Source organism: Kitasatospora sp. NPDC089509, from assembly GCF_044749365.1.
GTDB lineage: Bacteria > Actinomycetota > Actinomycetes > Streptomycetales > Streptomycetaceae > Kitasatospora.
In genome coordinates, this window is sequence record NZ_JBIVHS010000001.1 from 585,067 (window position 1) to 608,849 (window position 23,783).

At 73.9% G+C, this 23,783-nt stretch carries 24 protein-coding genes; 10 read left to right on the forward strand and 14 right to left on the reverse strand.

Annotated elements, in window-relative coordinates; translation table 11 throughout:
- Nucleotides 1–2: 2 nt before the first annotated feature.
- From ACIP4P_RS02190 to ACIP4P_RS02200, 3 genes are all read right to left on the reverse strand, one after another.
- Nucleotides 3–737, reverse strand: a complete 735-nt coding sequence (locus ACIP4P_RS02190) for a hypothetical protein (RefSeq protein ID WP_400913800.1) — start codon at nt 735–737, stop codon at nt 3–5.
- A 155-nt stretch (nt 738–892) separates the two neighbouring features.
- Nucleotides 893–1,909, reverse strand: a complete 1,017-nt coding sequence (locus tag ACIP4P_RS02195) for an MASE1 domain-containing protein (protein ID WP_400913803.1) — start codon at nt 1,907–1,909, stop codon at nt 893–895.
- Nucleotides 1,910–2,052: 143 nt separating this feature from the next.
- Nucleotides 2,053–2,868 (reverse strand): PP2C family protein-serine/threonine phosphatase, encoded by an 816-nt coding sequence (locus ACIP4P_RS02200; RefSeq protein WP_400913805.1) that lies wholly within the window; start codon nt 2,866–2,868, stop codon nt 2,053–2,055.
- 312 nt (nt 2,869–3,180) lie between these two features.
- On the opposite strand from ACIP4P_RS02200, the gene ACIP4P_RS02205 reads away from it, so the two are divergent.
- Nucleotides 3,181–4,245 (forward strand): NAD(P)-dependent oxidoreductase, encoded by a 1,065-nt coding sequence (locus ACIP4P_RS02205; RefSeq protein ID WP_400913807.1) that lies wholly within the window; start codon nt 3,181–3,183, stop codon nt 4,243–4,245.
- A gap of 44 nt (nt 4,246–4,289) precedes the next feature.
- Here ACIP4P_RS02205 and ACIP4P_RS02210 read toward each other — a convergent pair whose 3' ends face one another.
- Nucleotides 4,290–5,459 (reverse strand): macrolide family glycosyltransferase, encoded by a 1,170-nt coding sequence (locus tag ACIP4P_RS02210; RefSeq protein WP_400913809.1) that lies wholly within the window; start codon nt 5,457–5,459, stop codon nt 4,290–4,292.
- A gap of 96 nt (nt 5,460–5,555) precedes the next feature.
- Between ACIP4P_RS02210 and ACIP4P_RS02215 the strand changes: the two genes are divergently transcribed.
- Complete coding sequence (locus ACIP4P_RS02215) at nt 5,556–5,942, forward strand: bleomycin resistance protein (protein WP_400913811.1); 387 nt, start codon at nt 5,556–5,558, stop codon at nt 5,940–5,942.
- 27 nt (nt 5,943–5,969) lie between these two features.
- On the opposite strand, the gene ACIP4P_RS02220 is transcribed toward ACIP4P_RS02215, so the two are convergent.
- Complete coding sequence (locus ACIP4P_RS02220) at nt 5,970–6,560, reverse strand: TetR/AcrR family transcriptional regulator (RefSeq protein WP_400913814.1); 591 nt, start codon at nt 6,558–6,560, stop codon at nt 5,970–5,972.
- A 152-nt stretch (nt 6,561–6,712) separates the two neighbouring features.
- On the opposite strand from ACIP4P_RS02220, the gene ACIP4P_RS02225 reads away from it, so the two are divergent.
- Nucleotides 6,713–8,119: an amidase gene (locus ACIP4P_RS02225; RefSeq protein ID WP_400913816.1), complete on the forward strand. Its 1,407-nt coding sequence runs from the start codon at nt 6,713–6,715 to the stop codon at nt 8,117–8,119.
- A 65-nt stretch (nt 8,120–8,184) separates the two neighbouring features.
- The gene (locus ACIP4P_RS02230) at nt 8,185–8,514 is read left to right on the forward strand and encodes a hypothetical protein (protein WP_400913818.1); all 330 of its coding nucleotides are present in this window, start codon (nt 8,185–8,187) and stop codon (nt 8,512–8,514) included.
- A gap of 60 nt (nt 8,515–8,574) precedes the next feature.
- Here the strand turns inward: ACIP4P_RS02230 and ACIP4P_RS02235 are convergent, their stop codons facing one another.
- Entirely contained in the window at nt 8,575–9,222 is a 648-nt protein-coding gene (locus ACIP4P_RS02235; RefSeq protein ID WP_400913820.1) for a TetR/AcrR family transcriptional regulator, read from the reverse strand.
- A gap of 83 nt (nt 9,223–9,305) precedes the next feature.
- On the reverse strand, nt 9,306–10,553 hold the full coding sequence (locus ACIP4P_RS02240; RefSeq protein WP_400913822.1) for an NADH:flavin oxidoreductase/NADH oxidase family protein: 1,248 nt from the start codon (nt 10,551–10,553) through the stop codon (nt 9,306–9,308).
- An 88-nt stretch (nt 10,554–10,641) separates the two neighbouring features.
- Here ACIP4P_RS02240 and ACIP4P_RS02245 point away from each other — a divergent pair, with 88 nt between their 5' ends.
- Nucleotides 10,642–11,256: a TetR/AcrR family transcriptional regulator gene (locus ACIP4P_RS02245; protein WP_400913824.1), complete on the forward strand. Its 615-nt coding sequence runs from the start codon at nt 10,642–10,644 to the stop codon at nt 11,254–11,256.
- 21 nt (nt 11,257–11,277) lie between these two features.
- Here ACIP4P_RS02245 and ACIP4P_RS02250 read toward each other — a convergent pair whose 3' ends face one another.
- A complete protein-coding gene (locus tag ACIP4P_RS02250) occupies nt 11,278–12,024 on the reverse strand; it encodes a class I SAM-dependent methyltransferase (protein ID WP_400913826.1) in 747 nt (248 codons plus the stop codon).
- A 62-nt stretch (nt 12,025–12,086) separates the two neighbouring features.
- The gene (locus tag ACIP4P_RS02255; RefSeq protein WP_400913828.1) at nt 12,087–12,752 is read right to left on the reverse strand and encodes a DUF4937 domain-containing protein; all 666 of its coding nucleotides are present in this window, start codon (nt 12,750–12,752) and stop codon (nt 12,087–12,089) included.
- Between the two features lie 209 nt (nt 12,753–12,961).
- Between ACIP4P_RS02255 and ACIP4P_RS02260 the strand changes: the two genes are divergently transcribed.
- Both ACIP4P_RS02260 and ACIP4P_RS02265 read left to right on the forward strand, forming a co-directional pair.
- Nucleotides 12,962–13,963, forward strand: coding sequence for a GlxA family transcriptional regulator (locus tag ACIP4P_RS02260; protein WP_400913831.1), 1,002 nt, complete (start codon nt 12,962–12,964; stop codon nt 13,961–13,963).
- A 38-nt stretch (nt 13,964–14,001) separates the two neighbouring features.
- Complete coding sequence (locus ACIP4P_RS02265; RefSeq protein WP_400913833.1) at nt 14,002–14,754, forward strand: MBL fold metallo-hydrolase; 753 nt, start codon at nt 14,002–14,004, stop codon at nt 14,752–14,754.
- Nucleotides 14,755–14,762: 8 nt separating this feature from the next.
- Here ACIP4P_RS02265 and ACIP4P_RS02270 read toward each other — a convergent pair whose 3' ends face one another.
- The 5 genes from ACIP4P_RS02270 to gcvPA form a co-directional block, all read right to left on the reverse strand.
- A complete protein-coding gene (locus ACIP4P_RS02270) occupies nt 14,763–15,416 on the reverse strand; it encodes a GntR family transcriptional regulator (RefSeq protein ID WP_400913835.1) in 654 nt (217 codons plus the stop codon).
- 78 nt (nt 15,417–15,494) lie between these two features.
- Entirely contained in the window at nt 15,495–16,241 is a 747-nt protein-coding gene (locus tag ACIP4P_RS02275; protein WP_400913837.1) for an SDR family NAD(P)-dependent oxidoreductase, read from the reverse strand.
- Nucleotides 16,242–16,343: 102 nt separating this feature from the next.
- Nucleotides 16,344–17,468 carry an ATP-NAD kinase family protein gene (locus tag ACIP4P_RS02280; protein WP_400913839.1) on the reverse strand — a complete coding sequence of 375 codons (1,125 nt, stop codon included), beginning with the start codon at nt 17,466–17,468 and terminating at the stop codon, nt 16,344–16,346.
- Nucleotides 17,465–19,072 (reverse strand): aminomethyl-transferring glycine dehydrogenase subunit GcvPB, encoded by a 1,608-nt coding sequence (gene gcvPB / locus ACIP4P_RS02285; protein WP_400913841.1) that lies wholly within the window; start codon nt 19,070–19,072, stop codon nt 17,465–17,467. Before gcvPB ends, ACIP4P_RS02280 begins: the two co-directional genes overlap by 4 nt.
- Nucleotides 19,069–20,427 (reverse strand): aminomethyl-transferring glycine dehydrogenase subunit GcvPA, encoded by a 1,359-nt coding sequence (gene gcvPA, locus ACIP4P_RS02290; RefSeq protein WP_400913844.1) that lies wholly within the window; start codon nt 20,425–20,427, stop codon nt 19,069–19,071. Before gcvPA ends, gcvPB begins: the two co-directional genes overlap by 4 nt.
- A 96-nt stretch (nt 20,428–20,523) precedes the next feature.
- Here gcvPA and ACIP4P_RS02295 point away from each other — a divergent pair, with 96 nt between their 5' ends.
- From ACIP4P_RS02295 to ACIP4P_RS02305, 3 genes are read left to right on the forward strand one after another with little or no spacing between them, the layout of a single operon-like run.
- Nucleotides 20,524–21,918: an ABC transporter substrate-binding protein gene (locus ACIP4P_RS02295; RefSeq protein ID WP_400913846.1), complete on the forward strand. Its 1,395-nt coding sequence runs from the start codon at nt 20,524–20,526 to the stop codon at nt 21,916–21,918.
- Between the two features lie 11 nt (nt 21,919–21,929).
- The gene (locus ACIP4P_RS02300; RefSeq protein WP_400913849.1) at nt 21,930–22,856 is read left to right on the forward strand and encodes a carbohydrate ABC transporter permease; all 927 of its coding nucleotides are present in this window, start codon (nt 21,930–21,932) and stop codon (nt 22,854–22,856) included.
- Nucleotides 22,853–23,782 carry a carbohydrate ABC transporter permease gene (locus ACIP4P_RS02305; protein WP_400913851.1) on the forward strand — a complete coding sequence of 310 codons (930 nt, stop codon included), beginning with the start codon at nt 22,853–22,855 and terminating at the stop codon, nt 23,780–23,782. The genes ACIP4P_RS02300 and ACIP4P_RS02305 overlap by 4 nt, the downstream gene beginning before the upstream one ends.
- Nucleotide 23,783: the final 1 nt, after the last annotated feature.

Below are 23,783 nucleotides of genomic sequence, written 5' to 3' on the forward strand. Positions count from 1 at the left end.
CGCTACCCTGCCGCCTCCGCAAGGGGATTACGACGCTTCCGCAGCAGGTGGAGCAGGGCGCCGAGGGTGGCGGCGCCGGCGGAGACGGTGAGCAGGGCGACGTCGGCGAGGCCGACCATGGTGACGTCGAAGCGGGGGTTCTCGGCGCTCGCGGTGAACTCCGGCTCCACCAGGCCGCCCGGGTCCTCGGTGACGCTGACCTGTTCGCCCACCGTGTCGAGGGAGCCGCAGGGGACGGAGTGGGTGCGCTCCGGGGCGTCGTGGTCGTAGTGCACCGAGCAGGTGTACGAGGTGCCTCTGCCGTGGCTGACCGTGATGTCGGTGACGGTGCCCTGGTGGACGGTGCCGCGGGCGGACAGCACGGCGGACTGCACGGCGTTCATGCTCATCAGCGGTACGGCGATCAGCGGGGCGATCAGCAGCGCCAGGGCCGCGCCGCGCAGCGGCCCGGACTGGCAGAGCGACACCAGGGCGTAGATCAGGCCGATCGCCCCGGCGAAGGCCAGGACCAGCGACAGGAGGATGAACCAGGCCCCGAACGCGCCGAGCGCCCCGCCGAGCGGCATCAGCACGGCGGCCGCCGGGATCCACAGCGCGGTCAGCCACGGGTGACGCGGCCACGGAGCGTCGTTCTTCTTGCCGCTCTTCGCCCCGCCCCCTTGGCCGCCCTGGCCGCCCGGCTGGTCCTGCGGCCCGGCGGCGGGCACGGGCGTCCCGGGCGTCTCGTTGTGCGTCATGGCGGGAGATCCTGCCAGGTCAGGACGGGGGTGGACGGTCGCGGGGGTGATCCTTTTGCCGGGGCGGGCGGTTTGTGGAGGACGGTGGGGGGAGCGGTGGACGTTCCGTTGCGGACCCCGGGCCGGAAGCGGTACCGGGACCGGGACCGGAGCGGTCAGTGGTCGCCGTCCTCCGGCGGCAGCCACCGGTCGGTGTCGACCTTGCCGGGGGCCAGCCGCTGGACGACCCGGGCCAGCTCGACGGTGGCCTGTTCGATCCGCCGGTAGGTGTTGCGCTGCTCGGCGACGATCGCGGACAGCAGCAGTCCGGTGAGCGCCGCGCAGCCGTTGAGCGCCTGCAGCATCACCATCGCGGCGACCAGCCCGTGCCCGGTGAACGGGCCGACTTGGTCGATGGCGGCCGTGATGGTGATGACCGAGACCAGGAGGACGCAGGGGGCCGCGCCGAGCAGTTGGAAGCGGAGCGCGGCCCAGATCAGGAACGGGAAGACCAGGAAGAGCACGCTCAGCGTGGTGGAGGTGGCGACCACGGTGACGGCGGCGGTGCTGGCCAGCAGCAGGACCGGTTCCAGCCAGGTGAACGGGCCCCGGTCGGCGGGCAGCCGGGCGGTGCGCAGCGCCAGCAGCAGCGGGGCGACCACCAGGACGCCCATCGCGTCGCCGGTCCACCAGGCGGTCCAGGTGGACCAGAACCCGTCGGCCGGCAGGGTGCCGTTGAGGACCAGGACCGCGCTGCCGGTGCCGGAGCTGATCAGCATCCCGGCGAACGCCCCCAGGAAGACCAGGGCCATGCCGTCCCGGAGCCGGTCGAGCTCGATCCGGAACCCGGTCCGGCGCAGCATCAGGTAGGCGGCGACGGGGGCGAGGGTGTTCCCGGTGACGATGCCGAGCGAGCCCCAGCGGGGCGGCCCGGTGACGACGATCACCAGGAAGGCGCCCAGCGCCACGCCCGGCCAGACCCGGAGCCCGAACAGCAGCAGGCAGGTGAGCGCGATCCCGGTCGGCGGCCAGAGCGGGGTGACCTTGGCCCCGCCGATCACCACCTGTTGCAGCAGGCCGATCCGCCCGGCCGCGAGGTAGACCGCGGTGACGGCCAGCAGCCGCAGGGCGGTCACGGCCAGCTGGCGGGGGGTGCGGGAAGGGGGTGTGGTGGTCGGCGGCACAGTAGTCATCTGACTACGTCCGGGCGGCACCGTGCGGGCGTGACACGCAGGGGCCGTCACCCGGACCGGCCGTCCGGGGGCCTCGGGCCCGGTCCCGTCGATCGTGGCGGGCAGGCGGCGGGCGGGTGGCGGGCGGGCGCTCGACCGGGGTCTCAGCCGTCGTGGCGCAGCACCAGCACGGCCGCGTCGTCGGTGTGCCCGGTCAGGTCGGCGACCCCCAGCAGTTCGGCGGCCAGGGTGTCCGGATCGTCCGAGACCCGCTCCCGCAGCACGGCCGCCACCCGGGCCAGCCCGGCCTCGATCGGGAAGGCCGGCCCCTCGACCACCCCGTCCGTGACCAGGGCGACGACCCCGGCCCCGGAGAGCCGGTGGTGGCTCACCGGGTACCGCTGGCCGGGCACCACGCCGAGCGGCGGACCGCCCTCGTCGGGGTAGTGCCCCCAGCGGCCCTCGCCGTCCGCCCAGACCGGCGGGACGTGCCCGGCCCGGGCGTGCGAGAGGTCCCCGGTGGCCGGGTCGTAGCGCAGGAAGCTGCAGGTGGCGAAGCGGCGGCTGTCCATGGAGATCAGCAGGTCGTTGGCCCGGCCCAGGACCTCGCCGGGGTCGGCGGCAGTGGCCGCCACGGCGCGCAGGCCGACCCGTACCTGGCCCATGATCGCCGCCGCCTCCACGTCGTGGCCCTGGACGTCGCCGAGCGAGAAGGCCACCGAGCCGTCCGGCAGCGGGAAGCCGTCGTACCAGTCGCCGCCGATGCTCAGGCCGTGCCGGGCGGGCGCGTACCGGGCCGCCACCCGCAGCCCGGGCGGCTGCGGCAGCGCGGCCGGCAGCAGCTCGCGCTGCAGCGCCTCGGCCAGCTCCACCCGGGCCTGCTGGAGCTCGGCCTGCTCCAGGGCGGACGCGGTCAGCCGACCGAGCTCGGTCAGCAGGTCGTCCGCGCTCGGGCGGTCGGCGGGGCGGCGTCGGATCATCGGCCCTCCGGCGGCCTGTGGGCGGGGTGATCAGAGCCAGCGTATGTCGGCCGAACGGGCGACGGCCGCCCGAGGCGTTGACGGCGGTGCGGGCGGCCCCGGGGAAGTGAACCGAAAGTGATGATCGATGCGCGAAGGGTCATCGGACGGGTGGCCGGAGCCCTCGCAGCCCCTCCGCTCGGCGGTACCGTGTGGCGGTACTCGGCGCTGCGCGGTACCGAGGGGCCGGCGGCCGGGGGCGACCGCGGTGTCCGGGGCGCACGAGAACGGTCTCGACGAACCGACGATCTCGACGAACCTCAAGGGGGGCGGATGCGGGTCCTGCTGTTGGACGCGGCTCCGGGGGAACTGCTGGACCGGGAGCTGACGCGGCTGGTCGGGCACGGGCTCGACGTCACGCTGAACCTGCGGCGGGTGGGCGATCCGGCGGGGGTGACCGGGCGGTGGGCGGGGCGGGTGGAGTTCACCGAGGTCGACCTGTTCGACGAGACGGCGTTGATCGGGGAGGCAGTGCGCGGCGGACGGGGGTACCACGCGGTCAAGTCCCGGGCCGGCGCGCCGCTGCGGGCCCGGTTCCTGGCGGCCGCGACCGACCGCGGGCTGGCCCACCGGCTTCGGGTGGTCGCACGGGCCGGGGCGGGCACCGACCACGTCGACCTGGCCGCCGCGGCCCGGCACGGGGTCGCCGTCACCCACACGCCCGGCTCCAACGCCAACGCCGTCGCGGAGTTCGCGCTGGCCCAGCTGCTCGCCCTGACCAGGGCGCTGGTGCCGTCCAACGAGGCCGCGCAGCAAGGTCGTTGGCTCGCACCGAGCGCCCCGGCGGTCGAGCTGTCGGAGCTGACCCTGGGCCTCGTCGGCCTCGGCCGGATCGGATCGGCCCTGGCGGAGCGCGCCACCGCACTGGGCATGACCGTCCAGGGGTACGCGCGGCGCTCCACCCACCCCGCCGTACGCCGGGTCGACTCCCTCGACGCCCTGCTCGCCACCAGCGACGTGGTCTCGCTGCACGTCCCGCTCACCCCGGACACCGAAGGGCTGATCGGCCGGGCGGAGTTGGCGCGGATGCGGCCCGGATCGATCCTGCTCAACACCGCCCGCGGCGGGATCGTCGACGAGCGGGCTCTCGCGGACGCCCTGCGCGATCCGGCGGGCCCGCCGGCGGCGGCGGCCGTCGACACCTTCGCCCACGAGCACGCCGCCTTCGCCTCGCCGCTGTTCGGCCTGCCCAACACCCTGCTCACTCCGCACATCGCCGGGATGACCAGGAGCGCCATGGCCGAGGCGGCGCTGCGCTGCGCCGACCACATCGCGGCGCTGCTCGCGGGGCGGGCGGAGGGGGTCCCGGTGGTCGGCCCGTCGTCCACCGCCCGGTAGCGGGCCGTGGGCGACGGGCGGGGGCGGACCGGTTGTCGGGCCCGTCAGGCCAGCGCGGCCTCGATCAGGTCGGCGGCCCGGCGCGCGCCCGCGCCCGCGCGGACCTCGGCCTTGAGCTCGGCCAGCCGGGCCGCCACCGCCGGGTCGGCGGTCAGCTCCAGTAGGGCGGAGCGGAGCGCGGCGGGGGTGGCCAGCTCGGTGTCCAGGCGGCGGGCGACGCCGAGTTCGACCAGTCGGTCCGCGTTCTGGAACTGGTCGGCGGCCTGCGGCACCGCGACCATCGGCAGCCCGCAGTACAGGCCCTCGCTGCACCCGCCCATCCCGGCGTGGGTGATGAACGCGTCGGCCTGCTGGAGCACGGCGAACTGCGGTACCCACGGGTGGACTTCGACGTTCGACGGAATCTCGCCCAGCTCGGCCTGGTCGGTCGCCCGGCCGACCTGGAGCACCACGTGCCAGTCGGTGAGGCCGCCGAAGGCCTCCAGGCAGGCGCGGTAGAAGGCGGGCCGGTGGGTGAAGGCGGAGCCCAGCGAGATCAGCAGCACCTTCCGGGCGTCCGCCGGCCGGGTCCAACTCCCTTGGTACTCGCGGTTGTCGAGGCAGGGCCCGGCGTAGGAGAACAACTCGGGGTCGACCTGCTCCGGTTCGGGCTGGAGCACGTGCGGGATGAGCGCGAGTCCGCGGTCGGGCCGCACCATGTACGTGAAGATGTCGTCGGTCGGCAGCCCGTTGTCGCTCAGCCACTGGGCGAAGCGCTCCGGGATGTTCTCCGACCGCAGGGCCTCCATCAGCGTCCGGAACGGCTCCCGCTCGGCGTCCTGCGGGGGGACCCTGGCCGGCGAGATCATCATGGACGGCACGCCCCAACTGTCGGCCAGGGCCCGTCCCGCGTACGCCATGAAGTCGTACAGGACGAGGTCGGGCCGGTCGTCCTCGAACGCCTCCCGCATCCGCGGCAGCATCACCCGGGCCTCCTCGAAGACCCGGGCGTGCATGTTGAACCCGGGCGTGACCGCGCCCTTGAGGATCGGCAGGCCCGTCTGGTGGGGCACGAACGCGGCGCCGGTGGCCTCGATCTGCTCGGCGAACGCCGGGTCGTTGACGTAACTGACCCGGTGGCCGCGGGAGACCAGTTCCCGGATGACGTCCAGGCTGGGGTTGACGTGGCCGTGTGCCGGTATGTTGACCATGGCGATGTGGGCTGAGCGGGGCATGGTGAATGCTCTCCTCGTGCGTCGTCGCGCGTGCAGTGTGCAACGATCTGACAGTACGTCATGTGACGCTCGGGGAGCGAGGACGGGGGTTTCGGCATGGAGGAGTACGCGGTGCCGATCCTGCCGAGCCGGGACCTCGACGAGACCCAGGAGTTCTACGGCCGCCTCGGCTTCGAGTCGCGCGGCCGCTGGGACGGGCCGGACGGCTACCTGATCCTGGTCCGGGGCACCGTGGAGCTCCACTTCCGGCCCGACCCGGGGGTGGATCCGCTGTCCACCGCGGGAAGTTGCTACCTCCAGGTCCGCGACGCGGACGCCCTGCACGGGGATTGGGCACGCCTCGGTATCCCGGCCGAGCCGGTCACCGGCAGCCGACTGACGGAGGTGGTCGACACCGCCTACCGGATGCGGGAGTTCGCCCTGGTCGACCGCAGTGGCAACCTGCTGCGCATCGGCAGCCCGGGGCGTGCCGGGGGCGCGTGACGGAACCGTCGGGGCGCGTCCGGTCGCTCAGGCGCCGGCGCGCTGCCAGAGCGCGGCCAGGTGGGTGTGCAGGAGTTCCTCGGCCTCCGTCGTCGTGCGGTGGCCGATGAGGACGTGCGCGGTGAGGCCGTCGGTGAGGGCGAGCAGGGTCCGGGCCTCCCGGCGGGCCGGGGCGGGGTCGAGGCCGGCCTGCTCGATCAGCCGGGCCAGGAGCGCTTCCAGGTCGACGTAGCTGGTCCGTAGGGCGGTCGCCAGCGGCGGGTTGACGGCGGCCGCGGCGAGGAAGGCCAGCCAGATCCGGGCCTCGGTGCGGTGCTCGTCCCGCAGCAGGGCCACCTCGCCGGCCACGTGGCCCACCGTGCTCGCGGCCGACTGCGCCGGGCCGGCCAGCACCCGGGCGTGCGCCCGTTCGGTGACGCGTTCGCCGATGTGGCCGAGGGCGAACCGCAGCATCTCCTCCTTGGTGCGGAAGCAGCGCTGGACGGCGCCCATCGAGACCTCCGCCCGGACGGCGACGTCCCGCAGGGTGACGCCCTCCAGGCCCTGGGTGTCGATCAGTGCGCACACCGCGTCGGCGATCCGCCGGCGCCGCTCCTCGTGGTCCACCTGCTTGGGCATCCGTTGCTCTCCTCCCATCCGTTAATCCGATGCGATCGTATCGGTTCCCCGGCTAGGGTTCCGATGCAAGCGCATCGGAAACGGTGGCGACCCCGCCGGGGGCAGCCCCACCGGATCCCGTGCGACCGCAGCCGACCAGCCAGGAGAAGCCCGTGTGGAAACTCAGTGCCGCCGCCATCGCCGCCGCCGTCCGCAGTGGTGAGGCGTCCGCCCTCGACGTGGTGGACGCCCACCTCGCCCGCATCGCCGAGGTCAATCCGCAGGCCAACGCCGTCACCCAGCTGCTCGCGGACCGCGCCCGCGCCGACGCCCGCTCGCTCGACCGCCGCCGCGCCGCCGGAGAGCCGCTCGGGCCGCTCGCCGGGGTGCCGTTCACGGTCAAGGAGTGCACCCGGATCGAGGGCGTCCCGACCACCTTCGGCACCCCGCGCCTCCGCGGGCTCACCGCCCCCGCCGACGCCGTCCCGGTCGCCCGGCTGCGCGCCGCCGGGGCGGTCCCGATCGGCCACAGCAACCTGCCCACCCTGATCCTGGCCGGGATGCACACCCGCAGTGAGCTGTACGGCGACACCCGCAACCCGTGGGACGCCCGCCGCACCCCCGGCGGCACCAGCGGCGGGGACGGAGTCGCGGTGGCCACCGGCATGGCCGCGCTGGGGCTCGGCAACGACTCCGGCGGCTCGGTCCGGATCCCGGCCGCCTTCTGCGGCGTCGCGGCGCTCAAGCCGACCACCGGCCGGTTCGCCGCCGACCAGCGGATGCTGGGCCCGGACGACCCCGGCCCGGCCTCCCAACTCCTCGTCACCGACGGCCCGTTGGCCCGCACTGTGGCCGACCTCCGGCTCGCCTACGAGAGCCTGGCCGGCCCCGACCTGCGGGACCCGCGGGCCGTCCCCGCCCCGCTTTACGGCTATCCGCTGGACGGCGCGCCGAGGGTCGCGGTGGTCGCCGACCCGGGCGGCCACGGCGTCCACCCCACCGTCCGCCGCGCCGTCGAGGCCGCCGCCGAGGCGCTGCGGGACGCCGGGTACGAGGTGTGCGAGGTCCCGGACGTCCCGCGGCTCGACGAGGCCCTGCACGCCTACCACCGGCTCACCGTCACCGAGTTCGCGCCCAACTGGCCCGCCGTACGACAGCTGCTGGGCGAGGGCGGCGACCGCTTCATCGAGCTGACCATGCGCAGCGCCCCGCCCCTCGACGCCGCCGGGCTGATCGCGCTCCTGGGCACCTGGATGAACATCCGCCGCTCCTGGGCGGAGTTCCTGGACGAGTACCCGCTCCTGCTCGGCCCGGTCTTCACCGAACCGCCGGTCGAACCCGGCCTGGAGTCCCGGGACCAGGCCGGCCGCGACCGGGTCGCCACGGCCATGCGGCTCTGCTCGGTCACCAGCTTCGTCGGCGTCCCGGCCGTCGCCGTCCCCACCGGACCGGACGCCGACGGCCTCCCCACCGGCGTCCAACTCGTCGGGCGCCCCTTCCGCGAGGACCTCTGCCTGGCCGCCGCCCAGCACATCGAGGACCGCCTGGGCACCCTCACCCCGATCGACCCGCGGCCGTGACCGGGCGGCCGGGGTGCACAGGGCCGGTGAGCCGGGCGGTACCCCCGGGCGTCATACTGCCCGGTATGGATCGTGAGGACCTGATCGCCGCTCTCGACGAGCACAGGACCGACGGCGCCGCTGGGGCCGCGCTGGCCCTGCGGGCCGGGGCCGGGTTCCAGGTGTGGCCCGGACCGACGGCGCCGGCCAGCCGACTCCTCGACACCTGGAGTTTCCGGGCCCAGTGGATGGCGGAGGACGGGGTCGTCACCTGCAAGGACTTCGCGCAGGGTCTGCCGGCCCTGCGGCGTGCGGGGAGCACCCCGGTCGCCCTGGGGCGGGTGGATATGGCGCCGGGGGACAGTCACCTCGTCTTCCTGGCCGCCGATCTGGGCTCCTGCGTCGCGGTGCTGTAGCCGCCGCCCGTTCGGGGCCGGCCGTCGGCGGGCGCTCGTTCGGAGGAACCGCCGTGCTGGTCAGGTGGCTTCGGGTAGGGCCCGCTCCAGTGCGTCGAAGGTGCGGTGCACCAGGGCCCGGTGGTCCTTCAGGACGGTGTGCTCCGGTGCGCCGGCGACGAGCCTGGCAAGCGAGTTCGTGGCGACGGTGCGGTAGGCCGCGACGGCGAGCGCGGCCGTCAGTCGGGGCCGTACGTCGTGGGCGCCCCCGTCCGTGGTCTCGGCGATCGTGGCGGCGAGTGCCGTCTCCAGCTCCTCCAGCGCCTCGCGTCCCCGGGCCCGCAGCGCGGGCGAATCGCCCACCACCCGCCAGAAGGGAAGGAAGCGCTCCTGGGCGACCGTCAACGGGTGTCCCCGGTCGATGAGTTCGAGGGTGACACGGCGCAGGGCGGTGAGCGGGGTCTCGTCGTCTCGGCGGTCCCGTACGGCGCCCGTGAACAGCTCGATGGCCTCGGGGATCCGGTCCAGGAAGAGGTCTTCCTTGCGCGGGAAGTAGTTGAAGACCGTCATCGTCGACACGTCGGCGGCCTTGGCGGTCTCGACGACCGTCACGTTGTCGAAGCCGCGTTCCAGGAACAGAGCCGACGCGGCGTCGGAGATGCGGCGGCGCGTCTCCTGCTTCTTCCGCTGGCGCAGCGACAGTTCGGGTCCCTCGGGTTCCGTGGTCATGCGAAAATTGTATACCGATCATAAATTTGTAGCCGCTATAGTGAACTCATGAAGAGCGACGTCCGTGCGGGCCGCGGGGGCGGTCAGCGCGCAGCGGGCCGGCGGGCGGCCAGCCAGCCGCGGTAGTCGCGCAGGGCCTTGCGCTGCTGGAGCTGTTCGGTGAGCAGGGCCACCGCCGGGCGGGTGTTCGGGGTGGGGGTGCGGCCGGCGGCGAGGCGGCGCAGCTGGTGGCGGACCAGGGCCATGCTCGCGGCGGAGGCCAGCGCCTTGTCGGACCAGGTGACCGGGCGCAGGGCGCGGTCGGCCTCGGTGCGGGCGGCCCAGCGGTGCGGCAGGTCGGGGGTGACGGCGAGGGCGGTGCCCATGCCGATCACGGCGACCCCGTCGGCGAGGGCCTGTTCGGCGGTCGCACGCCGGGTGATGCCGCCGGTGAGCATCAGCGGGAGCGGGCTGGTGCGGACCAGTTCGGTGGCCAGGTCGAGGAAGTACGCCTCGCGGGCGCTGGTGCGCTCGTCGGCGGGGCGGCCGGTCATCGCGGGGCTCTCGTAGCTGCCGCCGGAGAGTTCGACCAGGTCGACGCCGAGCGGGGCGAGCATGGCGATGACCTCGCGCGCGTCGTCGAGGTCGAAACCGCCGCGCTGGAAGTCGGCCGAGTTGAGTTTGACGGCGACGGCGAAGTGCGGCGGGACGGCGGCGCGCACGGCGCGGACCACGTCGAGCAGCAGCCGGGCGCGGTGCTCCAGCGGGCCGCCCCAGGCGTCGGTGCGGGTGTTGACCAGCGGGGAGAGGAACTGCGAGAGCAGGTACCCGTGGGCGGCGTGGATCTCCACGCCGTCGAAGCCGGCCTCGGCGGCGCGGCGGGCGGTGGTGGCGAAGCGCTCGACGGTGGCGGCGATCTGGTCGGGGGTCATCGCGGTGGGGCGGCCGAAGCGGCCGCTGTGCCGGCCGAGGTCGACGCCGCGGTCGGTGGGGCCCCAGACCACGCCGGGCTGGCCGGAGGGCACCTGGCGGCCGGGGTGGTTGATCTGCATCCACACCGCGGCGCCGCCGGACTTGGCGGCCTCGGCCCACGCGGCGAACGGCGCCAGGGGCGCGGCGGAGTCCAGCACGACGCCGCCGGGGCCGGTGAGGGCCTCGGCGTGGACCATCACGTTGCCGGTGATCAGCAGGCCGCTGCCGCCGGCGGACCAGCTGCGGTAGAGGGCGAGCAGTCGCCCGTCGGGGAGCTGGCCGGGCCCGGCGAGGTTCTCCTCCATGGCAGCCTTGGCGATCCGGTTGGGCAGTACCGCGCCGGAAGCCAGGCGCAGCGGCGTGAACAGGTCGTCGGCCATCGGGGTCTCCTCACCCTCGGCTAGAATGTTTGCACTGCTCACATTAAGTCGGGCATGTGAGCAGTGCAAACATTGCGGAGGGTGACGGATGCCACAGCAAGCCAGCACGTACCACCACGGCGACCTGCGCGCCGCCTGTGTGCGCGCCGCGCGCGAACTGCTGGAGGAGGACGGCAGTGCGGCGCTGTCGCTGCGCGCCGTCGCCCGCCGGGCCGGCGTCTCGGCGACCGCCCCCTACCGCCACTTCGCCGACCGCGACGCGCTGCTCTCCGCCGTCGCCGCCCAGGGCTGCCGCGAACTCGGCGAGCGCCTCGTCGCCGCCCACCCCGCCCCCCGCGCGCCCGAGGACCTGGCCGCCGTCGCCGCCGCCTACGTCCGCTTCGCGGTCGAGCGGCCGGCCCTGTTCCGGGTGATGTTCGCCGAACCCTGCGACCCCGCGAACGCGGAACGGGCCGCCGCGACCGAGGCGATGCGGGAGTACGTCGCCGCGATCGTCCACGACGTCTTCCCCGGATCCGACTGCGAGGCGATGGGCACGGCGGTGTGGGCGCTGGTCCACGGGCTGGCCTTCCTCCAGTTGGACGGCAAACTCGATGCGGCCGGGCCTGCGGGCGACCCGTCCGCCGACCCGGCCGACCCTGCCGTGACGGACGAGCGGGTCCGGGCGGCCGTCGACGCGCTGCTGGGCACCGTCCGGCGGTAGGAGGACGCCCGGCGCGGGGGTTCAGCCCGCCGGGCCCGGGGAGTCGTGGGGTGCGCGGGCGCGGATGAGCAGGAACGGGGGCAGGCCGGCCCGTCGGGGCTGGTGGGCGATGACCGGGGCGGTCGGTGCGGGCTCGTCGACGGTCTCCGGGGTGAAGCCGTGCCGCAGCAGCGCGGTCAGGTAGCCGGACAGCGTCCGGTGCCGATTGCCGGCCCGGCGGACGGCCCGGGGGTCGGCGGAGCGCCAGAACCCCTCGGCGAGGTAGTCGCCGACCACCCGGCGATGGGTGCCGTCGGCGAGCCGGGTCCAGGAGGCGTGGGGCGCCTCGAAGCAGGGGTGCGGGACGCTGAGGACCAGCGCGCCCCGGGGCGTCAGCACCCGTCGGACGGCGGTGAGCGCGGCATCGAGGTCGGGCACGTGGTTGAGGGAGAGTCCGGCGGTCACCCAGTCGACCGAGTGGTCGGCGACCGTGCCGAGTACGCACCCGTCGTCGACGGCGTAGGACACGGTGCCCGGCCCGGGTGTGCCGGCGGTCCGGGCATGCTCGATCAGCCGGGTGGACGGGTCGATGCCGTGGGCGGTGGCGCCGCGGGCGGCCAGTGCGCGGGTGATGATCCCCTCGCCGCAGCCGAGGTCGAGGACCTGGTGGCCGGACAGCTCGTCGGGCAGGTGGGCGAGCAGGGTGTCGCGGTTGAAGTCGTTCAACGGGGAGCCGGTGCGCAGGAGTTCGGCGTACCAGTCGGCGATGGTGTCCCAGGTCTCGGTCATCGAGACCCGGACCCTACCCGGCGCCCGCCGGGCGGATCCAGCGGGTTTCCCGTTCGGAGCCGCTACGGCAGGACCAGCCAGCCGGGCTCCAGTGGCACGGCGTGCCCGGTCAGCGCGGCGACGTCGGCCGGGACGTCCGCGCGGGCGAGCAGGGCGGGGAGGGCGTCGGCGACGTAGGCGGCGTGGGCCTCGGGGGTGGTCCAGAGGGTGGTGACCAGGTGGCGGGTGGGGGAGAGGCGGGTGACGGCGCCGGTGAGCAGGCCACCGGCCGCGGCCATGCCGGGGGCCCAGAGCTCGTGTTGGACGGTGAGGAAGTGTTCGGTGCGGCCCGGGTGCAGCTCGCAGTCGGCGACGCGGAGCAGGGCGGCCCGGCGCAGGGCCTCGGGGAGGGACGGCGCCTCGGGGACAAGCGGGACCTCGGGGACGGACGGGGCCGAGCCGGGCATGGTGAGGGCGACCGGGCCACTGGCGATCCGGATCGCCTCCCAACTGCCCTGCTGGGCGGCCCCGGTGGCGATCTCGTCGTGGCGCTCGCGCATGAAGCGGCGGTAGGCGGTCTCGTCCGTCCAGAGGGCGAGCAGCAGGGCCCGGTCGCCGGTTCGCGACCAGCCGCCCAGCTGGCCGATCAGCCCCGGCTGGTCCGCCATGGCCGACCAGCGGCGCTGTCCGGCGGCGAACGCCGCGCGTGCGTCCGGTCGTACTTGGCAGTCGATCCACTTGGCCCACATGCGGCCCATCCTGCTGCGCCGGGCCGGGGGAGGGGCAATCGGGCGCAGGTCGTGGGGGCGCTCGGACCATCGGCGTAGGGCGGACGGGGGGCAGGTGGCCAGGTGGCCCGATGGCGGAATCCTGCAGATTCCGGTCATTGCCGCCATGGTCACCCCCGGGCGAGGGTGGAGCCATGAACGACGGTGGAGCCATGAACGACGGTGGAGCGATGAACGACGCACCCCGCCTCCCGCATCTGGTGGTGATCCCGGTCTTCCCCGGGGTCAACGCGCTGGACGTGGCCGGGCCCGCCGAGATCCTGGCGCTCGCGGACCGGCTGCTGGGGCCGGAGCGGCCCGGGTACGAGGTGCGGCTGTGCGCCGAGCGCGGCGGGCCGGTGGAGACCTTCTCCGGGGTGCCGCTGCTGGTCGAGCGGACGCTGGCCGAGGCGCGGGTGCGGCCGGACACCGTGCTGGTGCCCGGCCGGGTGGAGCTGGGCCCGCACGGGCCGGTGCCGCAGGTGGATCCGGCGGTGGTGGCCTGGCTGCGGGAGGTGGGGCCCCGGGCGGGCCGGGTCGCCTCGGTGTGCGCGGGCGCGCACGTGACCGCGGCCGCCGGACTGCTGGACGGGCACCGGGCGACCACCCACTGGGCGACCGCCGACCGGCTGGCCGCCGACCACCCGGCCGTCGAGGTGGATCCCGACCCGGTGTTCATCCGCTCCGGGCGGATGTGGACCAGTGCGGGCCTGTCCACCGCACTGGACCTCACCCTGGCCCTGGTGGCCGAGGACCACGGCGACGACCTCGCCCTGGAGATCGCCCGGATCATGGTCATGTACCTCCAACGCCCGGGCGGACAGAGTCAGTTCAGCGTTCCCCTGGCCCACCAGGCCGGCGGCCGGGCCGACCTGCGCAGCCTGCGCCGCTGGATGGGCGAACACCTGGACGCCGACCTGTCGGTGCCCGTGCTCGCGTCCCGACTCGCCATGAGCGAGCGGCACTTCGCCCGGGTGTTCCGGTCCGAGACCGGCACCACGCCCGGGGCGTTCGTGGCGGAACTGCGGCTGGAGGCGGCCCGCCGGCTGCTGGAACGCACCGACCACCCGCTGCCCGGCGTCGCCCGGGCCTGCGGCTTCGGCTCGGTGGAGACCCTGCACCGGGTGTTCCGCGAGCACCTCGGCGCCACCCCGGGCGAGTACCGCCGCCGGTTCCGCGTCACCACCCCTTGAACCCCTGCAAGAAGAAGCACGAAGAACCGAGGAGAGCCATGAAGATCACGGCCACCCACATCGGCACCGCGACCGTCCTGTTGGAGATCGGCGGCCTGCGGCTGCTCACCGACCCGGTCTTCGACCCGGCCCCCGCCGAGTACCGGCACGACCCGGTGGTGCTGCGCAGCACCACCGGACCCGCCCTGGCCGCCGACGAACTCCCGCCCGTGGACGCGGTGTTGCTCAGCCATGACGAGCACCCCGACAACCTCGACGCGACCGGCCGCACCCTGCTCGCCGACCGCCCGGTGCTGACCACGGTCAGCGGCGCGGCCCGGCTCGGCGGCGGCGCGTTCGGCCTGGCGCCCTGGCAGACCCGCACCCTGACCGTGGACGGCCGCAGCCTGCGGATCACCGGCACGCCAGGCGAGCACGGCCCGGTCGGCGACGTCACCGGCTTCGTGGTCGAGGTGCCCGGCGAGGAGGAGGCCCTCTACGTCTCCGGTGACACCGTGCACATCCCCGAACTCGACGAGATCGGACGGCGGTTCACCATCGGCACGGCCCTGCTCCACCTCGGCGCCGCCCGGATCGAGGCCTTCGGCGGCGGCGGGCTGATCACCATGGACGCTGCCCAGGCGGCGGCCCTGACCGCCTCACTCGACGCCCGCCGGGTGGTCCCGGTCCACTACACCTCCTGGGAGCACTTCACCGAGGGCCGGGCGGAGACCACCGCCCACTTCCAGGCCGCCGGGCTGGCCGACCGGCTGCACTGGCTCACCCCGGGGGAGGCCGAAGTCCTGGCCTGAGAAAGGGCTCAGCGGGCGCCGACCGGGGGGAGGCGTTCCAGGATGCGTTCCATGCCGCTGGTCCAGTTGGCCTCCAGGGCGATGACGGCCCGGTCGACGTCGCCGTCGAGCAGGCACTGGGCGATCCGTTCGTGTTCCTCGGCGGCGCGTTCGAGGATCTCGTGGTCGCCGACCACCACGCGTTCGTAGCGGTGCAGGGTGAGCTTCAGCGACTCGATCATCTCGCGCAGGCGGGTGTTGGCGCAGCCGGAGAGCAGCAGGGCGTGCCAGGCGTCGTCGTGGCGCTCGATGGTGCCGTGCGGGGCCTGCGGGGCGGAGAAGGCGCGGGCCTCGGCGAGCAGGCGGGGGGCGATCGCGGAGAGGTGGGCGGGGTCGGAGGTGCGCAGGGCGAGCGACTCCAGGGCGATCACGATGGCCGTGAGGTCGAGGAACTCCTGTTTGCCGGTGGGTGCGAAGCGGAAGCCCTTGCCGCGTTCGCTGGTGATGATGCCCTCGCGTTCCAGGCTGATCAGGGCCTCGCGCAGCGGGGTGCGGCTGACGCCGAGTTCCTCGGCGAGGTGGACCTCGTTGATGGACTCGCCGGGGGTGAACCGGCCGCGGCCGAGCTGCTCCAGCAGTTCGTCCTTCACCTGCTCGCGCAGCGGCCGCCGCTCGATCGCCATCGGGCTTTCCCTTCCTCGTTCGTCCCGTAGGGTACCGGCCGCGGTCCGGCCTCTCGTGAGGCCGGACGGTTCGGCCGGTCAGGCGGTTCCGGCGCCGTCCACCGCGATGACGGCGCCGCTGACGAAGGAGGCGGCGTCGCTGGCAAGGAAGGCGACGGTGCGGGCGATGTCCGTGGGTTGGCCGATCCGGCCGAGCGGGCGGTCGGCCGCGTCGGCGTAGAACGCGTCGGCGCTCTCGCCGAGTTGGCGGGCCTCCTCGGCGAGCATGCCGGTGTCGGTGTCGCCGGGGCAGACGCAGTTGACCCGGATGTTGTCCGGGCCGTGGTCGATGGCCATCGCCCGGGTCATGTTGACCACGGCGCCCTTGGAGGCGCAGTAGGAGATGGCCCGGCCGCCGCCCTTGATGCCCCAGCCGGAGCCGGTGTTGATGATGCTGCCGCCGCCGTTCGCGGCCATCAGCGGGACGACGAGTCCGCTGAGCAGCATGATCGAGCGCACGTTGACGGCCATCACCAGGTCCCAGTCCTCGTCGGTGATGTCGCAGACGGTGGACCGGCGGATGATGCCCGCGTTGTTGAACAGCACGTCCACGCCGCCGTGTTGGCCGACGGCGGTGCGGACGAGCTGCTCGCAGTCGGCGCGCCGGGAGACGTCGCAGCGGACGAAGGTGCCGCCGATCTCCTTCGCCGCCTGTTCGCCGCGTTCGGCGTCGACGTCGGCGAGCACGACGGTGGCGCCGAGTTCGCCGAGCAGGGCGGCGGTGGCCCGGCCGATGCCGGAGGCGGCGCCGGTGACGATCGCGCGCTTGCCGTGGAGGTCGATCATGGGGGAGCTCCTCTGCGAATGCGAATCTGTGAATCTGCGAATCTGCGAAGGGTGCGGACGCTCAGGACGGGCGGGCGGACGGGCGTTCAGAACGTCGGACGGTCAGGACGTCAGGCGGTAGACGGCGCTGGAGCGGTGGCCGGTGATCACCCGGACGTGGCCGGAGAGGGCATCGTCCAGCTCCGGGTCGCCGGTGTCCAGCAGCAGCGGGCGGCCGGCCAGGGCGGCGAGTTTGGCCTCGGTGGCGAGGACCAGCAGCCGGTCCCGGCCGACCGTGCGCAGCAGGGCGGGGGTGAGCTGCTGGTTGCCGCGGCCGAGCAGGAAGCCCTGGCCGCCGATGGGGGAGAGGACGATCCAGGGGGTGCTGGGCAGGCCGCCCAGCTGGTCGGCGCGGGCGTCCCGGAGCTGGATCAGCGGGGGCCGGCCGGGCCGCAGGCGGAGCAGGTCGACGCCGGTCAGGCTGGTCCCGGTGGCGCCGAGCGCGGTGGCGACGGCGTGGGTGGTGCTGCCGGGGCCGAGCAGCAGCAGTCCGTCGCCGTCGACCCGGGCGGCGAGTCCGGCGGCGATCCCGGCGACGGTGGACGCGCCGGGGCCGCCGCTGCCGGTCTTGCGCTGCTGGACGCGGGCGGGCAGCACCGGGACGGTGAGCCGGCCGTAGAGCCGGGCCGAGACCAGGCCGGCCCGCAGCGCGGTCTCGTCCCGGTCCACCACCTCCGCGCTGTCCAGCCGGACGGCGCCGCACGCCCAGGCGTTGGCCACCTCGGCGGCGGCGCGGGGGTGGAGGGCGAAGACGGCGGAGTGCATCTTGACCCCGGCGGGGATGCCGAGGACCGGCACCCCGGGGCTCGGTCCGAGCGCGTCCAGGACGTCCCGGGCGGTGCCGTCCCCGCCGCAGAACAGCAGCAGTCCGGCGCCGGCCGCGACCAGGGCGCGCACCGCGGCCCGGGTGTCGGCTGCGGTGGTGGCCGCACCGGCGGGCCGGTGGACCACGCGTGCGGGCAGACCGGCCGCCCGTGCCGCGTCCTCCCCCATCGGGCCCGCCACGGTGAGCAGTTCGGCGCCGCCGAGCTGACGGAGCGTCAGAGTCGCCCGGCACAGGGCTTCGGGGACGGCTCCGAGGGCCAGCGCCCGGCGCTGGACGTCGTCGCCGTCGCTGCCCTTGAGGCCGACCCGGCCGCCGAGCCCGGCGACCGGGTTGACCACCAGCCCGATCGGCGATCCGGTCACGGCCGGTCGCCGAGGCCGAGCACCTTGCGGCGGTAGGCGCGCCAACTGACCGACCAGACCGCCGGGTCGTCCAGCGGCTCGGGCCGGATCCGGTGCACGGTGGAGCGGTGCGGGGCGGTGCGCACCGTCTCCGGGTCCTCGTACGCCTCGCGGGAGACCTCGGCGAGGATCGCCGCGTACTCGTCGAGGTCGGCGCGGGAGTAGGACTCGGTGGGCTCCAGGGTCATCGGCTCGGGGACGACGTACGGGTGGTGGCTGGTCCAGTAGTGGGTGCCGAAGTCGGCGGCGCGGTAGCCGAGGTCCTCGCTGTGCAGGCCGGTGTCCTCGTTGAGCTGCTGCCAGCTGTAGCGGACCTGCTCGACCCGCGGCCGCCCCTTGGCGTACGGGACGGAGACGCCGCGGATCTGCCGCACCCGGTGCAGCAGGTAGTTGTTGTTGAGCACCGCGGTCTCGGCGACCTCGCGCAGGCCTTCGGCGCCCAGCGACATGATCCAGGCGTAGGCGCGCACCAGGTTGGGGACGACGCCCAGGTACGGGCGGATCTTGCCGATCGACTCCGGCCGGTCGTACTCCAGCCGGTACCGCTCGCCGTCGAACTCGACGGTGGGGACGGGCAGATGGGGCGCCAGTTCGGCGGTGACGGCGCAGGCGCCGGCCGCCGGGCCGCCGCAGGCGTGCGGGGTGGAGAAGGTCTTGTGCAGGTTGAAGTGGCACAGGTCGAAGCCGGCCTCGCGGGCCCGGGTGATGCCCAGGATGCCGTTGGCGTTGGCCTGATCGTAGGCGCACAGGCCGCCGGCCTCGTGCACGATCCGGACGAACTCGGCGATCCGCGGGTTGTAGATGCCGGTGTCCTCGGGGTTGGTGATGAGCAGCGCGGCGGTGCGCGGGCCGACGGCGGCCCGCAGCGCCTCGATGTCGGGGTAGCCCTCGGAGTCCGGGTGGAGGGTGATCACCTTGAAGCCGGCGGTCTTGGCGCAGGCCGCGTTGGAGGGGTGGGAGAAGGCGGTGGTGATGATCTCGTCGCGCTGCTCGCCTTCGCCGCGGGCGGCGTGGTGGGCGCGGATCACCGAGACGTTGGTCCAGATTGCGGCACTGCCGGCGCCCGGCTGCAGGCTGACCCGGTCCATGCCGGAGATCTCCTTGAGCAACTGCTCCAGGCGGTGGGCGAGTTCGAGGACCCCTTGGACGGTGGAGGGGTCCTGGGCGGGGTGCAGGGCGGCGATCCGGGGGTCGCGGACGAAGGTGTCGTTGACCTTGGGGCTGTACTTCATGGTGCAGGTGCCCTGGCCGACGTCCACGTTGAGGTCGGCGCCCAGGTTCTCCTGGGAGAGCCGCAGGTAGTGCCGGAGCACCTGCTGCTGGCCGAGTTCGGGCAGCGCGGGCGGGGTGGCGCGGCGCAGCGCGGCGGGCAGCCGGTCGGCCGGGGCGCCGACGGCGGCGGTGACGCCGGGCTCGGGCAGCGGCGGCAGGACGCCGCGTTCGCCGGGGGAGCCCAGCTCGAAGACGAGCTTCTCGTCCCAGCGGGCCTGCTGGAAGCGGCGCAGTGCGGGCTTGGGGGCGATCCGCGGATCGGTTTCCGTGGAGGTGGCCTGACGGTCCGTCACTTCATGATCTCCTCAAGCGCGTCGGCGAGGTGGTCGAGGTCGGCCTGGGTGTGCAGCTCGGTGACGCAGTACCGGCCCTCGTGCGGGCCGGCCGGGGTGCCGCCGTGCAGGCCGCGGGCGAGCAGGGCGGCGGAGACCTCGGCGGCGGTGTGCCCGTCGCGGTAGCGCAGGGTGAAGTCGGCGAAGTGCACCGCCTCGGGCTCGGCGAGTTCGATCCCGGGCACCCGGGCGAGGCGCTGCCGGGCGTAGGCGGTGTTGGCGAGGACGGTCTCGCCGATCTCGCGCATGCCGTGCGGGCCCATCAGGGCGAGGTAGACCCCGGCGGCGATGCCGTGCAGGGCGGCGGCGGTGCCGACCCACTCCTTGCCCTCCTCGCGCAGCGCGAAGGAGGTGCGCTCGTACGCCACGTCGCCGAAGCCGTACTCGCCGGGCACTTCGGTCGGGGTGAGGCCGAACAGTCGGCTCGGGTACTCGGCGACCAGGTGCGGTTCGTCCGCGGAGCCGATGAAGCCCGCGTTGCCGCCGCCGAAGCTGGGGTGGATGCCGAGCGGCTGGAGCTCGCCGCAGGTGAGGTCGGCGCCGAAGGAGGCGGGCGGGGCGAGCACGCCGAGGCTCAGCGGGTTGACCTGGACGACGGACAACGCGCCTGCCATGCGGGCGAGTTCAACGTAATCGGGCAGGGCGGGGTCGACCCGGCCGGTGAAGTCGGTCAGCTGGGCGTACACGGCGGCGACGTCCCCGCCGGCGAGCGCGGCCCGGACGGCGGCCGGTTCGGCGGCGACCGGTTCGACCCGGTGCACGCCCCGCACGTAGTCGTGGATCCGGGAGAGCCGGTCCGGGTCGATGTCGCCGACCAGCAGCAGCCGTGGCCGTCCGGTCGCCCGGCCGGCCATCCGCAGGGCGGTGGCCGCCGCCTGGAAGCCGTCGTACGTCGGCACGTTGACCACGTCGACGGCCAGCAGTTCGGCCATCAGCGACTGGTACTCCCAGAGCGCCTGGAAGCGGCCGTGGTCCTCGTAGGGCTCCCCGGCGTAGGCGGTGAGGAACTCGCTGCGGTTGACGATCTCGTCGACCACGGCGGGTACGTGGTGCCGGTAGCAGCCCGCGCCGAGGAACGAACGCCCGGGCGGCACCGCGGTGTTGCGGGACAGCAGCTCCTCCAGGTGGGCCGTCAGCCGGGCCTCGGAGGTGAACGGCGCGGGCAGTCGCAGCGGGCGGTCGAGCCGGAGTTCGGCGGGGATGTCGGCGTAGAACTCCCCGACGTCCTGCGCGCCGATCGCCGCCAGCATCGAACTGCGGGCGTCGGGGGCGGAGTTGGGGATGTACGGGTGGGTTCGGGGAACGCGTGCGGGCATCCTGTCACCTTCCGCGATTTCGGTCGGAAGCCTTGACGGCACTGTGCATGCTGAGTTCTGTATACAGCATTCGGCATTCACCCGTCGGGAGGCAAGATGTCCGCACGAACCCGGCCCGAAGAACTCCCCCCACCAGCCCGCGAGCGGCGCGGATCCGCCCCACCGCTGGACCGCCGCCGCCTCCTCGGCGCCGGACTCGCGGGCGGCGCACTGCTGTTGACCGGTGCCACCGGCTGCGCCACCGGCGGGGCCGGCGGACCGGCGGCCAAGCAGCTCGGCGGCAGCGGCCCGAGCGCCACCCTCACCGGGAAGGTCACCATCTGGTCCTGGGACGTGGCCGCCAAGGCCATGCAGCGGCTCGGCAGGACCTTCGAGCAGGCACACCCCGGAACCACCGTCGAGGTGGTCGACATCGGCTACGACAACGCCTACGACAAGATCACCGTCGGACTCGGCGCCGGCAGCGGACTGCCCGACGTCCTCACCGTCGAGGGCGGCCGGATCCCCAGCTACATCGGCAACTTCCCGACCGGCCTGGTCGACCTCACCAGCCGCGCCCAGGGCCTCAAGTCGCAGTTCGCCGAGGCCACTTGGCGCACCGTGACGGACGCCAAGGGCCGGGTCCTCGCGCTGCCCTGGGACAGCGGACCGTGCGCCCTGTTCTACCGCCGGGACCACTTCCAGCAGGCCGGCATCGACCCCGCGACCCTCACCACCTGGGACGACTACCTCACCGCCGGCACCACCCTCAGGAACGCCACCGGCAAGAAGCTGCTCATCATGGACTCCAAGAAGGACACCCTCTTCGCCCAACTGCTCCAACAGCAGGGCCAGAGCTGGTTCACCGACGGCAAGGTGGCCGTCGCCACCCCCGCCGCCGAGCGCGCGCTCACCCTGATGAAGCAACTGGTCGACCGCGGCCTGGTGGACTTCGAGGACGGCTGGGACGGCCTGGTCTCCGGCACCCACGACGGCAAGGCCGCCACCACTCCCACCGCCGCCTGGTGGGACGGCACCCTCGGCTCCGACCTGGCCGACCTCTCCGGCAAGTTCGGCGTCGTCCCGCTGCCCGCCTTCACCCCCGGCGGCGCCCGCACCTCCAACAGCGGCGGCTCCGTCCTGTGCGTCACCGCCCAGAGCCGGAACCCCGAAACCGCCTGGGCGTTCCTGGACTTCCTGCTCGCCGACAAGGCCAACCAGGTCTCGATGATGCAGCACGAAGGCCTCTTCCCGGCCTACCTGCCCGCCCTGGACGACCCGTACTTCCAGCAGCCCTCCCCCTACTACGGCGGCCAGCCCGCCATGAAGCTGTTCGCCGACCTCGCCCGCGGCATCCCCACCGTCGAGCACACCGCCGACGACTCCAAGGCGGGCGACATCGTCACCACCGCCGTCAACCAGGTGCTGCACAACGGCGCCGACCCGGGCACCGTCCTGCGCTCCGCCGCCCGCCAGATTGCCACCGCGACCGGCCGCCAGCCGGTCTCCTAGGAGCGGGCGCCATGACCAGCAGCGTCCCGGCCGCCCTGCGCAAGCCCGCCCCCCGAACCGCCCGGGCCCGCAGACGCCGCTCCCCGCACACCGCCGCCTGGCTGTTCGCCGGCCCCGTCGCCGCCCTGTTCGCCCTCTTCTTCGCCTACCCCCTCGGCGCCAGCCTCTACCAGAGCCTCACCGCCCGCCGGGACGGCGTGGACGTCTTCGTCGGCCTGGACCAGTACCGCCGGATGCTCGACGACCCGGCCTTCCTGCACTCCCTGGTCAACACCGGGCTGATCCTCGCCGTCCAGGTGCCGGTCATGATCGGCCTCGCCCTGGTGCTCGCCGTCCTGCTCAACCAGTCCTGGCTGCGCTTCCGGGCCGGCTGGCGGGCGGTCTTCTTCCTGCCCGCGATCACCACCCTGGTCGCCTACGCGGTGGTCTTCCAGGTGCTGCTGCGCACCGACGGCGGCCTGGCCAACCAGTTCCTCCAGGCGCTCGGCCTCGGCCCGGTGGACTGGCTCAACTCGCCCACCTGGGCACGCATCTCGCTGATCGGCTCGGTCACCTGGCGGTGGACCGGCTACAACGCCGTGATCCTGCTGGCCGGCCTCCAGGCGATCGGCCGCGACCAGTACGAGGCCGCCGCCCTGGACGGCGCCGGCACCGTGCGCACCTACACCGGGGTGGTGCTGCCGCAACTGCGCCCGGTGGTGCTGTTCTGCGTCATCACCTCCACCATCGGCACCCTCCAACTCTTCGACGAGAACTACGTGTTGACCAGGGGCGGACCCGGCGACGCCACCCTCACCCCGGTGGTCTACCTGTACAAGGTCGGCTTCCAGCAGCTGGACTTCGGCTACGCGGCCGCCATCGCCTGGGTGGTGGTGCTGATCATCGCGGCGGTCTCACTGCTCCAGTTCCGACTCTACGGAAGGGAACGCCGCCGATGACGGGGACCGAGACGACTGGCCGGACGCCCGTCGCGACCACCGGCCGAAAGCCCACCGGGACGACCGGCCGCACGCCCACCGCGCCGACGGTCCGAACTCCGCCCCGGGGAAGGCTCCTGGCCCGCACCGCCGTCCTCGCCCTGCTCGCCCTCGGCGCCGTCCTCAGCCTGCTGCCCTTCGCCTGGATGCTGATCGCCGCCACCCACAGCAGCTCCGAACTCTTCCACTCCCCACCGCCGTTCCTGCCCGGCGGCGACCTGCTGCGCAACCTGGTCCACCTCCAGCAGAGCATCGGCTTCGGCCGGGTGCTGCTCAACAGCCTCGGCATCGCCGTCGTGCACACCCTGCTCAGCTCGCTGCTGTCCGCGATGTGCGGCTACGGGCTGGCCAAGTACCGCTTCCGCGGCCGGGGCCTGCTGCTCGGCCTGGTGCTCGCCACCATGATGATCCCGCTCCAGGTGCTGCTGGTCCCGCTGTTCCAGATGATGGCCAGCCTCGGCTGGATCGACAGCTACCAGGCGGTGATCCTGCCCTTCCTCGCCAACTCCTTCGGCATCCTGCTGATGCGCCAGAGCTTCCTGGACTTCCCCGACGAACTGCTGGAGTCCGCCCGGATCGACGGCTCCGGCGAGCTGCGCACCTTCTACCAGGTCGTCCTGCCCTGCGTGCGGCCGCAGTTGGGGGCGCTCGTCATCTTCACCTTCATGGGCCAGTGGAACAGCTTCATCTGGCCGCTGCTGATGCTCAACACCCAGGACAAGTACACCGTGCCGGTCGCGCTCAACACGCTGACCGGGCTGACCCACGTCGACTACTCCGGCCTGATGCTGGGCTCCTTCCTGGCCACCCTCCCGCTGATGGTGCTCTTCCTGGTCTTCCAGCGGCAGTTCGTGGCCGGCCTGCTCGGCGGGGCGTTGAAGGGATGAG

Coding starts and splice junctions, on each gene's coding strand:
- ACIP4P_RS02295 (WP_400913846.1), top strand. CDS start 20,524: ATGTCCGCACGAACCCGGCCCGAAGAACTCCCCCCACCAGCCCGCGAG.
- ACIP4P_RS02245 (WP_400913824.1), top strand. CDS start 10,642: ATGCCACAGCAAGCCAGCACGTACCACCACGGCGACCTGCGCGCCGCC.
- ACIP4P_RS02270 (WP_400913835.1), bottom strand. CDS start 15,416: ATGGCGATCGAGCGGCGGCCGCTGCGCGAGCAGGTGAAGGACGAACTG.
- ACIP4P_RS02305 (WP_400913851.1), top strand. CDS start 22,853: ATGACGGGGACCGAGACGACTGGCCGGACGCCCGTCGCGACCACCGGC.
- ACIP4P_RS02235 (WP_400913820.1), bottom strand. CDS start 9,222: ATGACCACGGAACCCGAGGGACCCGAACTGTCGCTGCGCCAGCGGAAG.
- ACIP4P_RS02265 (WP_400913833.1), top strand. CDS start 14,002: ATGAAGATCACGGCCACCCACATCGGCACCGCGACCGTCCTGTTGGAG.
- ACIP4P_RS02190 (WP_400913800.1), bottom strand. CDS start 737: ATGACGCACAACGAGACGCCCGGGACGCCCGTGCCCGCCGCCGGGCCG.
- ACIP4P_RS02215 (WP_400913811.1), top strand. CDS start 5,556: ATGGAGGAGTACGCGGTGCCGATCCTGCCGAGCCGGGACCTCGACGAG.
- ACIP4P_RS02275 (WP_400913837.1), bottom strand. CDS start 16,241: ATGATCGACCTCCACGGCAAGCGCGCGATCGTCACCGGCGCCGCCTCC.
- ACIP4P_RS02200 (WP_400913805.1), bottom strand. CDS start 2,868: ATGATCCGACGCCGCCCCGCCGACCGCCCGAGCGCGGACGACCTGCTG.
- ACIP4P_RS02255 (WP_400913828.1), bottom strand. CDS start 12,752: ATGTGGGCCAAGTGGATCGACTGCCAAGTACGACCGGACGCACGCGCG.
- ACIP4P_RS02250 (WP_400913826.1), bottom strand. CDS start 12,024: ATGACCGAGACCTGGGACACCATCGCCGACTGGTACGCCGAACTCCTG.
- ACIP4P_RS02205 (WP_400913807.1), top strand. CDS start 3,181: ATGCGGGTCCTGCTGTTGGACGCGGCTCCGGGGGAACTGCTGGACCGG.
- gcvPA (WP_400913844.1), bottom strand. CDS start 20,427: ATGCCCGCACGCGTTCCCCGAACCCACCCGTACATCCCCAACTCCGCC.
- ACIP4P_RS02210 (WP_400913809.1), bottom strand. CDS start 5,459: ATGCCCCGCTCAGCCCACATCGCCATGGTCAACATACCGGCACACGGC.
- ACIP4P_RS02195 (WP_400913803.1), bottom strand. CDS start 1,909: ATGACTACTGTGCCGCCGACCACCACACCCCCTTCCCGCACCCCCCGC.
- ACIP4P_RS02230 (WP_400913818.1), top strand. CDS start 8,185: ATGGATCGTGAGGACCTGATCGCCGCTCTCGACGAGCACAGGACCGAC.
- ACIP4P_RS02240 (WP_400913822.1), bottom strand. CDS start 10,553: ATGGCCGACGACCTGTTCACGCCGCTGCGCCTGGCTTCCGGCGCGGTA.
- ACIP4P_RS02300 (WP_400913849.1), top strand. CDS start 21,930: ATGACCAGCAGCGTCCCGGCCGCCCTGCGCAAGCCCGCCCCCCGAACC.
- ACIP4P_RS02220 (WP_400913814.1), bottom strand. CDS start 6,560: ATGCCCAAGCAGGTGGACCACGAGGAGCGGCGCCGGCGGATCGCCGAC.
- ACIP4P_RS02260 (WP_400913831.1), top strand. CDS start 12,962: ATGAACGACGCACCCCGCCTCCCGCATCTGGTGGTGATCCCGGTCTTC.